The organism is Hydrogenophaga sp. GW456-12-10-14-TSB4 (genome assembly GCF_059424305.1).
This window is the reverse complement of the sequence record NZ_JBWKZH010000025.1, coordinates 61,095-74,724: the sequence shown is the minus strand read 5'-3', so window position 1 is coordinate 74,724 and position 13,630 is coordinate 61,095. Positions and strand designations below refer to the sequence as shown.

Below are 13,630 nucleotides of genomic sequence, written 5' to 3'. Positions count from 1 at the left end.
GGGTCTGGGGTCAGGCCTTGGCCGGGGTCTGGCCGAGCGCGATCTTGAGCAGGTCGGCCACGGTGTTGGCACCGAGCTTCTCCATGATGTTGGCACGGTGCGCCTCCACCGTCTTGATGCTGATGCCCAGGTCGTCGGCGATCTGCTTGTTCAGGCGGCCGGCGACGATGCGCTCGAGCACCTGCGCTTCGCGGCTGGTGAGCTTGGAGAGCAGGGCGTCGCGGCTGACCGCCTGCTGGTGGGTGGCGAAGGCCTCGCGCGCGTGCTCGAGCATGCGCTCGACCAGGGCCACGAGCTGGTCTTCCTTGAACGGCTTCTGGATGAAGTCGAGTGCGCCGCGCTTCATGGACTCCACCGCCATGGGCACGTCGCCGTGGCCGGTGATGAAGACGATGGGCAGGGGAGACTGGCGCTCGATCAGGCGTTCCTGAAGTTCCATGCCGGTCATGCCGCCCATACGGATGTCGGCGATCAGGCAGGCCACTTCGCGCGCGTCGTAGCGACTGAGAAAGGCCTCGGCCGATTCGAAACATCGGACCCGGAAGTCCTTGCCTTCGAGGAGCCATTGCAGAGAGTCGCGCACCGCCTCGTCGTCATCGACCACGTAGACGCTGCCTTTTTTGGGGATCAAACTCATCTCGCTCTTTCAGTGTCGGTCAGCGACTCTGTGGCGGGCCCGGCCCCGGCGCTGAGGTTCTGCAGCCGTGAGACCACAGGAATCCAGAAGCTGAAGCAGCAGCCCACCACCTCTTCGCCATTGTAGATGTTCTGAACCTGCATCCGGCCGTGATGCGATTCGACGATGCTGCGGCACAGTTTGAGGCCGATGCCCATGCCCTCGCTCTTGGTGCTGTAGAAGGCCTCGTAGATGCGCTCGATCATTTCATCGGGCACGCCGTTGCCGGAGTCGCGCACCGAGAATTCCACCACGTCCACGTCGTCCAGGCGGCGCGGGCCGACGCGCAGTTCCACGTACCGCTCGCCGGGGGCACGCCCCGCCTGCGCAATGGCTTCGCCCGCGTTCTTCAGGAGATTGATCAGCACCTGTTCGATCAGGATGGGGTCGACCATCAGATTGGGAAGGCGCGCGGCCACATAGGGCGAGAGGCGCACCTGATGGCGGCGCAGTTCGATGTCGGCCAGTTCGATCGCATTGCTCACCATCTGCGCCACGTCGGACAGGGTGGGGTTGGGCTCGCTGCGCTTCACGAAGGCACGGATGCGCTGGATGATCTGGCCTGCGCGCTGGGCCTGGCGGGAGGTTTTCTCGAGGGCGCCGAGCAGCTCGTCGGTGGTGATGCGCTGCTCGGTCACGCGCGAGATCATGCCGTTGCAGTAGTTGGTGATCGCGGTCAGCGGCTGGTTGAGTTCGTGCGCCACGCTCGAGGCCATCTCACCCATGGTGATCAGCCGGCTGGCGGTCTGCGCGCGCTCGGCCTGGCGGGAGGCCTGTTCCTCCGCGTAGCGGCGCGGCGTGATGTCGCTGGCGATCACCATCTGGGCGAGCCGGCCGTCGACCCAGGTGAGGTAGCGCGTGCGCACCTCCAGCCAGCGGTCCAGCTCCTCGACGAAGACTTCGGCGTTTTCCGCGCCCGCGTCGGTCAGCGTTTCGGTGGGCATGCCGGCAAAGGCGTCCACGGCATCGCCGTCGTCGGGGCTGGGGGAGGGTTGATTGCCGGCGAGGTCGACCAGGTGCCGGTGCCCCTGGCCCCGGGTGCCGAACCACAGGCGGTACATCTTGTTGGCGAACAGCATCTCGTCGCTGCCCAGCGGAGCGACCGAGACGGCGGAGTCGAGCGACTCCAGCACCGTGGTGAAGCGCTCATAGGACGCGGAGAGCTCTTCCCGGATGCGCTTGGGCTCGGTGATGTCGGTCATCGAGGTCATCCAGCCGGTCTGATGGCCCTTGGGGTCGATCAGCGGCGAGACGTACATGCGCGCGTCGAAGATGCTGCCATCGCGGCGCTTCACGTGGACCTCGAAGCCGCCGGGGGTGGAGCGGCCACGCAACTCGTCTTCCAGGCGCGCGGCGAGTTGGTCGTGTTCCTCTTCCGGCCAGTAGGGGAAGGGGGCGGTGCGGCCGACGAGTTCGCCTTCGGTCCAACCGGTCATGGAGCAGAAGGCCGGGTTGACGTAGGTGATGCGGCCCTGCATGTCCAGCGCCCGCATGCCGGTGAGCATGGAGTTTTCCATCGCCCGGCGGAAGTTGGTCTCGGCCACCAGGGCCTGCTGCGCCTGCACGCGGCGGCGGGTGTGGCGCCAGGTGCCGAGCAGCATCCACACCGTGAGCGCGGAGAGGGCGCCGATGACCCAGAAGAAGCCGCTGCCCACAATGTCCTGCGAGGTGCGGTAGCCCTGGGCTTTCAGGATGAGGCCGTTGCCCACGGGCGAGACGGGCACTTCGTGTTCCAGCGGTGGGTTCGACCACGGCAGCAGGCGCAGCACGGTGGAAGGGGTCTGCAGGCTGCCGGCCAGCACGCGGCCCCGGTCGTCGACCAGTGCCACGGCGTAACGGGCCATGATTTCCGGCGGGATGCCGAAGCGCATCAGGCCGTCGATCGAGTACTCGCCCATGATGGTGCCGGAGAAGCGGCCTTGCTCGCTCAGCGGCACGTGCAGCATCAGGGTCGAGTTGCGCGCGTCCTCACCCAGGGGGCGCGAGTAGATGGGTTGGCGAAGGTCGCGCGCGAGATCGAAGGAGCCATCCGTCTCGCCGGGTGTGAGCACGGTGCCGATGGGGCGCACCAGCGCGGCGGGCGCGCTGGGCGAGGCATAGGTGGCCAGCACGTTGCGACGACCGTCCACCCAGCTGATGGCCAGCATCTCGGGGAACTGGCTCACCAGGGATTCGACCTGGAACTCGAATTCCTCGCTTTCGATCTCCTTGTTGCCCACCTCGCGGGCCAGGCGCATGAGCTGCTCCTGTCGTTCGAGCAGGCGCAGGCGCAGGCGTTGCTGGGCGTACTCCACGTCGCGTGTCACGGCCTCCTGCTCACGTTCGAGTTCTTCGTAGCGCAGGTAGGTGATGGCCACGACGATGGCCGAGAGGAACAGCAGCACGGCCAGCAAGGGGCCGAGGGTGGCGAAGCGGTCTTGCCGGGAGGGCGGAAGGCGGCGCCACCAGCGTTTCCACCAGACGGCCTGCGCGGGCGCGCTGTTCGGTGGCGTGGTTTCGGGCAGGGGAATCATGAACCCGAGAGTCTACGTGAGCGGGTGCTCCGGGCTTCGCTTTCCACTCGTTTCATAATTTCACAATACAAAAACATGAAGCATATGTTGAAAATGAAAAGCTTTTGTGGAAAAATCAGTGACAGTGCGGATGGACCTCCGTAAGCTCGATTGAAACCAACAGGAGACAACATGTCAGCGAATGACGCTCTCAACGTCCGTGGTGCCGCGGACGCGGATTCCCAGGAAACCCGTGAGTGGATGGAGGCGCTGGCCGCCGTCATCGAGCGCGAGGGCCCCGAACGGGCGCACTTCCTGCTGGAGCAATTGCTGGAAGAAGCCCGCCAGCACAGCATTGACCTGCCTTTTTCGGCCACCACCGGTTACGTCAACACCATCGAGGCGAACCAGGAAGAGCGCTGCCCGGGCAACATCGAAATCGAAGAACGCCTGCGCGCCTACATGCGCTGGAACGCCATGGCGATGGTGGTGAAGGCCAACCGCCACAACCCTGAGGACGGGGGGGATCTGGGCGGCCACATCGGTTCGTTCGCCTCGCTGGCCCACATGTTCGGCGCCGGCTTCAACCACTTCTGGCATGCCGAGAGCGAGAACCACGGCGGTGACTGCCTTTACATCCAGGGTCACGTGTCGCCGGGTGTCTACGCCCGCGCTTACCTGGAAGGCCGCCTGACCGAAGAGCAACTGCTCAACTTCCGCCAGGAAGTCAACGGCAAGGGGCTCTCCAGCTACCCGCACCCCAAGCTCATGCCCGAGTTCTGGCAGTTCCCCACGGTGTCCATGGGCCTGGGCCCGCTGATGGCGATCTACCAGGCGCGTTTCCTGAAGTACCTGCACGCCCGTGGCATCGCCAACACCGAAAACCGCAAGGTCTGGGTGTTCTGCGGCGACGGCGAGATGGACGAAGTCGAGTCGCTGGGCGCGATCAGCCTGGCCGCCCGTGAAAACCTCGACAACCTGATCTTCGTGGTGAACTGCAACCTGCAGCGCCTGGACGGCCCGGTGCGTGGCAACGGCAAGATCATCCAGGAGCTCGAAGGCGAGTTCCGCGGCTCTGGCTGGAACGTGATCAAGCTGCTGTGGGGCAGCGAGTGGGACTCGCTGCTGGCGCGCGACAAGGACGGCGCGCTGCGCAAGATCATGATGGACACGGTCGACGGCGACTACCAGTCGTTCAAGGCCAACGACGGCGCCTATGTGCGCAAGCATTTCTTCGGCCGCGATCCCAAGACGCTGGAGATGGTCGCCCACCTGAGCGACAACGACATCTGGAACCTCAAGCGCGGCGGCCACGACCCGCAGAAGGTCTACGCGGCCTACCACAAGGCGGTCAACCACAAGGGCCAGCCCACCGTGCTGCTGATCAAGACCGTCAAGGGCTTCGGCATGGGCAAGGCGGGCGAGGGCAAGAACACGGTTCACCAGACCAAGAAGCTCACGGACGAGGACATCAAGATCTTCCGCGACCGCTTCAACCTGCCGATCCCGGACAGCGAACTGTCCAAGATCCCGTTCTACAAGCCGGCCGACGACACGCCGGAAATGAAATACCTGCACGAGCGCCGCCAGGCCCTCGGCGGCTACCTGCCCAAGCGCCGCGTGAAGGCCGACGAGAGCTTCACCGTGCCCTCGCTGGAGACCTTCAAGGCCGTGCTCGATCCCACCGCCGAAGGCCGCGAGATCTCGACCACGCAAGCCTACGTGCGTTTCCTCACCCAGCTGCTGCGCGACCAGGCCCTGGGCCCGCGCATCGTGCCCATCCTGGTGGACGAGGCCCGCACCTTCGGCATGGAAGGCCTGTTCCGCCAGGTCGGCATCTACAACCCGCACGGTCAGCAGTACACCCCGGTCGACAAGGACCAGGTGATGTACTACAAGGAAGACAAGGCCGGCCAGATCCTGCAGGAAGGCATCAACGAAGCCGGCGGCATGAGCAGCTGGATCGCGGCGGCCACGAGCTACAGCACGAGCAACCGCATCATGGTGCCGTTCTACGTGTACTACTCCATGTTCGGCTTCCAGCGCATCGGCGATCTGGCCTGGGCGGCGGGCGACATGCAGGCGCGCGGCTTCCTGCTGGGCGGCACCTCGGGCCGCACCACGCTCAACGGCGAAGGCCTGCAGCACGAAGACGGCCACAGCCACATCCTGGCCGGCACGATCCCGAACTGCATCAGCTACGACCCGACCTTCGCGCACGAAGTGGCGGTGATCCTGCACCACGGCTTGAAGCGCATGGTCGAGAAGCAGGACAACGTCTTCTACTACCTGACGCTGCTCAACGAGAACTACCCGATGCCCGGCCTGCAGCCCGGCACCGAGGAGCAGATCATCAAGGGCATGTACTACTGCAAGCAGGCGCCGGCCCTCAAGAAGGACGCGCCCAGCGTGCAACTGCTGGGCAGCGGCACCATCCTGCGCGAGAGCATCGCCGCACAGGAGCTGCTGGAGAAGGATTGGGGCGTGAGCGCCGGCGTGTGGAGCTGCCCGAGCTTCAACGAACTGGCCCGCGACGGCCAGGACGCCGACCGCTGGAACCTGCTGCACCCGACCGAGACGCCGCGCGTGCCTTTCGTGGCACAGCAGCTGGGCGCCACCACCGGCCCGGTGATCGCGTCCACCGACTACATGAAGAACTACGCGGAACAGATCCGCCCCTTCGTCCCCAAGGACCGCACGTACAAGGTGCTGGGCACGGACGGCTTCGGCCGCAGCGATTTCCGCAGCAAGCTGCGCGAGCACTTCGAGATCAACCGCCACTACATCGTGGTCGCCGCGCTCAAGGCCTTGAGCGAAGAGGGCAAGCTGCCGGCGGCCAAGGTGGCCGAGGCAATCAAGAAGTACGGCATCAACGCCGACAAAGTGAACCCGCTGTACGCGTAATCCGGAGACAAGAACATGGCACAGATGGATGTGAAGGTCCCGGACATCGGTGACTTTGATGAAGTTGCGGTCATCGAGCTGCTGGTGAAGGTGGGCGACACGGTCAAGGCCGAGCAGTCCCTGATCACGGTCGAGTCGGACAAGGCGTCGATGGAGATCCCCTCCAGCGCGGCCGGTGTGGTCAAGGAACTCAAGGTCGCGCTGGGCGACAAGGTCAAGCAGGGCTCGGTGGTGCTGGTGCTGGAGACCGCAGGCGATGCGGCGGCCGCCCCAGCCCCGGCTCCGGTGGCGGCTCCTGCCGCCGCCGCACCGGCGCCCGTGGCTGCCCCTGTGGCGGCCGCGCCTGCGGCTGCGGCCGGCCCGGTCGAGGTGCGCGTGCCCGACATCGGCGACTTCAAGGACGTGGCGGTGATTGAGGTGCTGGTCAAGCCCGGCGACAAGATCGCGGTGGAGCAGAGCCTGATCACGGTCGAGTCCGACAAGGCCTCGATGGAGATCCCGTCTTCGGCGGCCGGTGTGCTCAAGGAACTCAAGGTCAAGATCGGCGACACCGTGAACATCGGTGACCTGCTGGCGATTCTGGAAGGAACCGCCGCCGCCGCCCCGGCTGCGGCACCTGCGCCTGCCGCTGCGCCGGCAGCACCCGCCGCGGTGGCCCCCCAGGCCGCCACGGCATCGGCACCCGCCGCTGCAGCGCCGGCCCACAACCCCACCGCCACGGCCGCCCTGGGCCTGCCTCACGCCTCGCCCTCGGTGCGCAAGTTCGCCCGCGAGCTGGGCGTGCCGCTGGAAGAGGTCAAGGGCAGCGGTCCCAAGGGCCGCATCGTGCTGGACGACGTGCAGAGCTTCACCAAGTCGGTGATGGCCGGTGCCACGCAGACCAAGGCGCAGGCCGCCAAGGCCCCCGCCGGTGGCGGCGACGGCGCAGGCCTGGGCCTGATCCCCTGGCCCAAGGTCGACTTCGCCAAGTTCGGCCCGATCGAGCGCAAGGAGATGGGCCGCATCAAGAAGATCAGCGGCGCCAATCTGCTGCGCAACGCGGTCATGATCCCGGCGGTCACCAACCACGACGACGCCGACATCACCGACCTCGAAGCCTTCCGCGTGTCCACCAACAAGGAAAACGAGAAGAGCGGCGTCAAGGTCACCATGCTCGCTTTCCTGATCAAGGCCTGCGTGGCCGCGCTCAAGAAATTCCCCGAGTTCAACAGCTCGATCGACGGCGACGCCCTGATCTACAAGCAGTTCTGGCACATCGGCTTCGCGGCCGACACGCCCAACGGCCTGATGGTTCCGGTGATCAAGGACGCCGACAAGAAGGGCGTGCTGCAGATCAGCCAGGAAATGGGCGAGCTCGCCAAGAAGGCGCGCGAGGGCAAGCTGAGCCCGGCCGAGATGAGCGGGGCGACCTTCACCATCTCCAGCCTGGGCGGCATCGGCGGGCGTTATTTCACGCCCATCATCAACGCGCCCGAGGTGGCCATCCTGGGCGTGTGCAAGAGCACCATGGAACCGGTGTGGGACGGCAAGGCCTTCCAGCCGCGCCTGATGCTGCCGCTCTCGCTGACCTGGGACCACCGCGTGATCGACGGCGCCGCCGCCGCGCGCTTCAACGTGTACCTCGGCCAGATCCTCAGCGACTTCCGTCGCGTGTTGCTGTAAAGGACCACGCAGATGGCACTGATCGACATTCAAGTTCCCGACATCGGCGACTTCGACGAAGTGGCGGTGATCGAGTTGCTGGTCAAGCCCGGCGACACGGTCAAGGCCGAACAAAGCCTGATCACGGTCGAGTCCGACAAGGCCTCGATGGAAATTCCGTCTTCACAGGCGGGCGTGGTCAAGGAGCTCAAGGTCAAGCTGGGCGACAAGGTCAAGCAGGGCAGCGTGGTGCTGACGCTGGAAGCGGCCGGTGCGGCTGCGCCCGCGGCCAGCGCACCGGCACCTGCGCCGCAGGCGGCACCCGCTGCGGCCCCTGTGGCTGCGCCAACGGCCGCCAGTTTCGGCGGCAGTGCCGATCTCGAGTGCGACGTGGTCGTGCTCGGCGGCGGTCCCGGCGGCTACAGCGCGGCCTTCCGCGCGGCCGACCTGGGCCTGAAGGTGGTGCTGGTCGAGCGCTACGCCACCCTGGGTGGTGTGTGCCTGAACGTGGGCTGCATCCCGTCCAAGGCGCTGCTGCACGTGGCGGCGGTGATGGACGAAGTCAGCCACATGGCGGCGCTGGGCGTGGAATTCGGCCGCCCGGTGGTCAACATCGAGAAGCTGCGCGGCCACAAGGAAAAGGTGATCGGCAAGCTCACCGGCGGCCTGGCGGCCATGGCCAAGATGCGCAAGGTCACCACCGTGCGCGGTGTCGGCTCCTTCGTGGGCGCCAACCACCTCGAAGTGGAAGAGACCACGGGCACCACCGGCCAGGAGAAGACCGGCAAGAAGCAGGTGATCGGCTTCAAGAAAGCCATCATCGCGGCCGGCTCGCAGGCCGTGCGCCTGCCTTTCATGCCGGACGATCCGCGTGTGGTGGACAGCACCGGCGCGCTGGCGCTCAAGGAAGTGCCCAAGCGCATGCTGATCCTGGGCGGCGGCATCATCGGCCTGGAAATGGGCACGGTCTACAGCACCCTGGGCGCTCGCCTGGACGTGGTGGAGATGCTCGACGGCCTGATGCAGGGCGCCGACCGCGACCTGGTGAAGATCTGGCAGAAGATGAACGCCCCGCGCTTCGACAACATCATGCTCAAGACCAAGACGGTGTCGGCCAAGGCCACGCCGGCGGGCATCGAGGTGACGTTCGAGAGCGCTGAGCCGGGCGGTACCGCACCCGCACCGCAGACCTACGACCTGGTGCTGCAGGCGGTGGGCCGCACGCCCAACGGCAAGAAGATCGGCGCCGAAAAGGCCGGTGTGGCGGTGACGGACCGGGGCTTCATCAACGTCGACATCCAGATGCGCACCAATGTGCCCAACATCTTCGCCATCGGCGACATCGTGGGCCAGCCCATGCTGGCGCACAAGGCGGTGCACGAGGCGCACGTGGCGGCCGAGGTGATCGCCGGTGAACTGCAGGGCAACAAGGAGCTGGCCAGCGCGGCGTTCAACGCGCGCGTCATTCCGAGCGTGGCCTACACCGACCCCGAGGTGGCCTGGGTGGGTCTGACCGAAGACCAGGCCAAGGCGCAGGGCATCAAGGTCAAGAAGGGCCTGTTCCCCTGGACGGCCTCGGGCCGCGCCATCGCCAATGGCCGCGACGAGGGCGTGACCAAACTGCTGTTCGACGACTCGCCCGAGGCCCATGGCCACGGCAAGATCCTGGGCGGCGGCATGGTGGGCACGCACGCGGGCGACATGATTGGCGAGATCGCGCTGGCCATCGAGATGGGCGCGGACGCGGTGGACATCGGCAAGACCATTCACCCGCACCCCACGCTGGGCGAAAGCATCGGCATGGCGGCCGAGATCGCCCACGGGTCCTGCACGGACGTGCCGCCGCAGCGCAAGTAAACGCCGCGACGACCGCCAAAAGAGAAGCCGCCAGCCCTTCCGGGCCGGCGGCTTTTTTCATGGGGGTGCGGTCAGCGCGGCGGGACGCGGCTGGTCAGCGGCGCGCTGCGGTAGTCGGGCAGCAGCCTGCAGGTGTCGCCGTACGCGGCCTCGTAGCCTTTGCAGAGCGAGGCCACCGTCTGGGGCGTGGGCTTCTCGTTCTTGTCGATCCAGTTGAGCAGGGCGGTGAACAGCGCAGGGTACTGCGGATCGCTCAGGTAGCTGTGCTCGGACTCGTCGCTGAAGGTTTGCACCAGCAAGCCGCCTTGGCCCGCGCGATCGATCGTCTCGCGGTAGGCGGACTCGAGTTCGACAAACGCGGTCGGGTCGTTGACGGCGTGCAGCGAGAGCACGGGCATGTTGATCCGGCCTGCGGGGTCGCTGTCTTTCGCCAGCTCGGCCACGGCGGCCGGGTCGGCGGTGTAGCGCAGCACCCCGGCGTTCAGCGCGGCATCGTCCGTCGAGCCCGTGTACCGCACGTTGGCGTTGTTGAACGGGTTGCGATTGCCCAGGCGCAGCTGGGTCAGGTCGCGGAACAGCCAGGTCGCCCAGTTGAGGTGGGCGATGAGCGAGCGCTCGGGGATCTTGATGACGTTGACGATGTTGGCGAGGTTGGCCTTCTGCTGCTCGGTGCGCTGGGCGGCGGGCTTGCGCACGCCGGTGCATTCGTCCACGCGGGCGGCCAGCTCAGCCCGTGTGAGTTTGGCGTCCATCGGCAAGCCTTGCCACAGCGGGTACTGGGGCTCGTCCGCCTTCGGGTGGTTCTTGCACACGTATTGGTAGACCACGCGCAGGTCGATCCGGAAGTCGTAGGCGCGGGTGCCGCCGCCCAGCATGCCGCTGGTGAGCAGCATGCCGTCGTAGGGGCCTTTGACCGGGCCGTTGGGGCCCTCCGCCGTGGCATAGAGTTCGGCGCCCTTGGCGGCGACCGAGGCGCCGTAGCTTTGTCCGTGCAGGATGGTGCGGCGGGGCGGGCCGAAGTGCTTCACGAAGACGCGGCGCACGCGCTCGGTGTCCTCGGCCGCCATGCTCACGCCGAAGCCGCCCCGCCGGTAGGTGGCGCCGGCCCAGGCGTGGCCGGCCTTGACGGTCACGGCCCAGCGTTTCAGGTCTTCCTCGCCGCGCGCGAGCGTGGCGGGGCCTGTGTCGGCCGGGCCGCCGTGGGCGTGGACCACCAGCACGCCCGTCGCGGGCTTCCATTGGGCGGGCAGGGCGATCCAGTAGAAGCCACCCAGACCGTCTTCGCCGGTGTAGCAGGTCGAGCCGGCCGGCACTTCGGCAGGACAGGCGCGGGCCTGGGGCTCGGCGGGGGTTTCGGCGGCGGCACCGCCGACGTGGCCGGCCAGGGCGGCGAGCGCGAGCAGCGCGATGGGGCGCAAGGGCATGATGAAATGTCTCCAATGTGGTTCAAGGCCACGTGGACGATAGGTCGGTTGGAACCTTGCGTCAAATATACTGAGACACCATTTTCGATACCTTTGAGATATGGAGATCAGGCACCTGCGCTACTTCCTGGCGGTCGCCGAGACCGGTCACATGACGCGCGCGGCCGAGCGCCTGGGCATCCAGCAGCCGCCGTTGAGCCTGCAGATCAAGGCCCTCGAGCGCGAGCTCGGGGTGGCCCTTTTTCACCGCCACCCCAAGGGCGTGGCGCTGTCGGACGCCGGCCGCCTGTTCGAGCGCGAGGCGCGCCAGCTGGTGGACGACATGGCGGCCATGGAGCAGCGCATGGCGCGCGTGGCGCGCGGCGAATTGGGCGTGCTCAACGTGGGCTTCACCAGCTCTGCCGCCGCGCACGCCTTCACGCCCGAGGCCTTGCGCGCCTGCCGTCGGGCCTGGCCGGGCATCGCGCTATCGATCCGCGAAGACCACGCGGCCGGCATCACCGAGGCGGTGGAGGCCGGGCGCCTGCATTGCGGGCTGATCCGCGTGCCGGTCTCGCAGCCCGAAGGCCTGACCTTCGAGGTGCTGTTGCGCGAGCCGGTGCTGGTGGCGCTGCCCGGAGATCACGCCCTGGCGCAGCGGCGCTCGTCTGCGCTGACCCTGGCGGACCTGCGTGACGAGGGTTTCATCCTGGTGCGGCAGCCCGGCGCTCCGGGGCTGTACGCCAACCTCCTGACGCTGTGTGAGGCGCAGGGCTTTCGCCCGCGCATCGCCGCCGAGGTCGAGCGCATGGTGACCAGCCTGAACCTGGTGGCGGCGGGCGCGGGCATCGCGGTGGTGCCGGCTTCCATGAGCGGGCTGCATCCCCACGCGGTGGTGTACTTGCCGCTGCGGGAGGACACACCGCTGGATGCGCCGCTCACGCTGGTGTACCGCTCGGCGGAGGCCTCCGGTCCGGCGGCGCATTTCCTCAAGATCGCCCGGGACACGGCGCGCAAGGCGCAGGCGCGCGAGCGGCGAGGGCGGGGCACGGCATGAGGCTGTCCCGTCGGCATGCCCTGGCGGCGTGGCTGGCGCTGGTGGGCCTTGGCGCCCAGCCGCCGGCCGGTGCCCAGCCCGCCTGGCCCTCGCAAGCCCTGCGCATCATCGTGGTGTACCCGCCCGGCGGGCTCAGCGATGGCGTGGCGCGTTCGCTGGCCGAGCGCCTTTCAACGCAGCTCGGTGTGCCGGTGACGGTGGAGAACCGGGGCGGCGGTGGCGGCAGCGTCGGCTTGCAGGCGCTGGCGCGTGCACCGGCGGACGGGTACACGCTGGCTTTCTCGGCGGTCAGTCCGCTGACCCTGCGTCCCCATCTCGGCACGGTGGGCTATGACCCGTTTCGCGATATTGCACCGGTGGCCAGCGTGATGTACACGCCGGTGCTGCTGGTGGGCACGCCGGCGTTCACCGGCCAGGTTTTCGCGGACCTGCTGGCGCAGGCCAGGCTTGGCCCGGGCGCTTTGCGTTGGGCCACGTCGGGCCTGGCCACCGCGGGCCATCTGGTGTTGGAGCAGGTGCAGCTGGGGGCCGGTGTCGCGGTCACGCACATCCCTTACAAGGGCGGAGGCCAGCAGCTCACCGATGCGCTCGGCGGTCAGTTCGAATTGCTCTCAACCAATGTGGCGCCCGCTCAGCTGGCACACATCCAGGCCGGGCGGTTCAAGCCCCTGGCGGTCGGCGCGCCTCAGCGGCTGGAGGTCTTGCCCCAGGTGCCAACCTTCACCGAGCTGGGGCTGCCCCAGGCCAACGTCACTTCGCTGTTCGGTGTGTTCGCACCGGGTGGCACGCCGCCCCAGGTGCTGGACCGGCTCAACGCCGAAATCAACGCAGCGGTGCGAACGCCGCTGATCCGCGAGCGCCTCATGGCGTCGGACAACCTGCCGGCGCTCGGCGACCGGGCTTCTTTCGCGCGCCGCATGGCCGAGGAATGGCGCAGCAACCGCGCGCTCAAGGGCGCGAACATCAAGATGGAGTGAGGGAGATCTGGCCGGCTTGGCCAGCCGGGCTCAGGGGGCCTTGTCGGCCACTTCCACGCGGCGCGCACCGTTGAAGCGCTTGTTCCAGTACGCCAGGCGCATGTCTTCCATGCGCACCTGAGCGCCGCTGCGAGGGGAGTGGATGAACTTGCCGTCGCCCACGTAGATGCCGACGTGGCTGAAGGCGCGGCGCATGGTGTTGAAGAACACCAGGTCGCCGGGCTTGAGTTCGCTGCGGTCGATGGTCTGCGTCGCGGCGGCCTGCTCGTCGGAACGGCGGGGCAGGATCTTGCCCAGCGATTGTTCGTACACGGCGCGAACGAAGCCGCTGCAATCAAAACCCGTTTCGGCGCTGTTGCCGCCGTAGCGGTACGGCACGTCCAGGAAGGCCATGGCATTGATGACGAGGCTGGAGGCCTGGTCGCTCACCGTCTCGCGCGCATGCTGAACCTGCTGGCCGATGCGGGCCATCAGGCCTTTGTCGTTGAGCAGCGAATCCATGTCCTCATAGCCGGTGTTGCCCGGAGCGGCCTGGGCCACGGCCGAACCGCACAGCAGAAGAATGGGGAGCCAACGCAACATAGGCCGTGAGGGTATCGGCGGCGCTGCTGGAAGTCAAGCGA

At 67.3% G+C, this 13,630-nt stretch carries 9 protein-coding genes; 5 read left to right on the top strand and 4 right to left on the bottom strand.

The annotated features are described in order from the left end of the window. Positions 1 to 10 precede the first annotated feature (10 nt). Positions 11 to 637, bottom strand: a complete 627-nt coding sequence (locus AC07ZS_RS14190; protein WP_291119523.1) for a response regulator transcription factor — start codon at positions 635 to 637, stop codon at positions 11 to 13. Next, positions 634 to 3,189 (bottom strand): PAS domain-containing sensor histidine kinase, encoded by a 2,556-nt coding sequence (locus AC07ZS_RS14185; RefSeq protein ID WP_494799182.1) that lies wholly within the window; start codon positions 3,187 to 3,189, stop codon positions 634 to 636. The genes AC07ZS_RS14190 and AC07ZS_RS14185 overlap by 4 nt, the downstream gene beginning before the upstream one ends. 171 nt (positions 3,190 to 3,360) lie before the next feature. Between AC07ZS_RS14185 and aceE the strand changes: the two genes are divergently transcribed. Genes aceE through lpdA form a run of 3 tightly spaced genes read left to right on the top strand, consistent with a single transcriptional unit; the run spans position 3,361 to position 9,570 of the window. Further along, positions 3,361 to 6,072, top strand: coding sequence for a pyruvate dehydrogenase (acetyl-transferring), homodimeric type (gene aceE / locus AC07ZS_RS14180; protein WP_494799181.1), 2,712 nt, complete (start codon positions 3,361 to 3,363; stop codon positions 6,070 to 6,072). Positions 6,073 to 6,087: 15 nt separating this feature from the next. After that, positions 6,088 to 7,734 carry a dihydrolipoyllysine-residue acetyltransferase gene (aceF, locus tag AC07ZS_RS14175; protein WP_494799180.1) on the top strand — a complete coding sequence of 549 codons (1,647 nt, stop codon included), beginning with the start codon at positions 6,088 to 6,090 and terminating at the stop codon, positions 7,732 to 7,734. A gap of 12 nt (positions 7,735 to 7,746) precedes the next feature. Beyond that, entirely contained in the window at positions 7,747 to 9,570 is a 1,824-nt protein-coding gene (lpdA, locus tag AC07ZS_RS14170; protein WP_494799179.1) for a dihydrolipoyl dehydrogenase, read from the top strand. Positions 9,571 to 9,641: 71 nt separating this feature from the next. On the opposite strand, the gene AC07ZS_RS14165 is transcribed toward lpdA, so the two are convergent. Continuing rightward, a complete protein-coding gene (locus AC07ZS_RS14165; RefSeq protein ID WP_494799178.1) occupies positions 9,642 to 10,994 on the bottom strand; it encodes an alpha/beta hydrolase in 1,353 nt (450 codons plus the stop codon). A gap of 100 nt (positions 10,995 to 11,094) precedes the next feature. Between AC07ZS_RS14165 and AC07ZS_RS14160 the strand changes: the two genes are divergently transcribed. After that, positions 11,095 to 12,030: a LysR family transcriptional regulator gene (locus tag AC07ZS_RS14160; RefSeq protein WP_494799177.1), complete on the top strand. Its 936-nt coding sequence runs from the start codon at positions 11,095 to 11,097 to the stop codon at positions 12,028 to 12,030. Further along, positions 12,027 to 13,007: a Bug family tripartite tricarboxylate transporter substrate binding protein gene (locus tag AC07ZS_RS14155; protein WP_494799176.1), complete on the top strand. Its 981-nt coding sequence runs from the start codon at positions 12,027 to 12,029 to the stop codon at positions 13,005 to 13,007. The genes AC07ZS_RS14160 and AC07ZS_RS14155 overlap by 4 nt, the downstream gene beginning before the upstream one ends. Positions 13,008 to 13,037: 30 nt before the next feature. On the opposite strand, the gene AC07ZS_RS14150 is transcribed toward AC07ZS_RS14155, so the two are convergent. Beyond that, positions 13,038 to 13,589 carry a C40 family peptidase gene (locus AC07ZS_RS14150; protein ID WP_494799175.1) on the bottom strand — a complete coding sequence of 184 codons (552 nt, stop codon included), beginning with the start codon at positions 13,587 to 13,589 and terminating at the stop codon, positions 13,038 to 13,040. Positions 13,590 to 13,630: the final 41 nt, after the last annotated feature.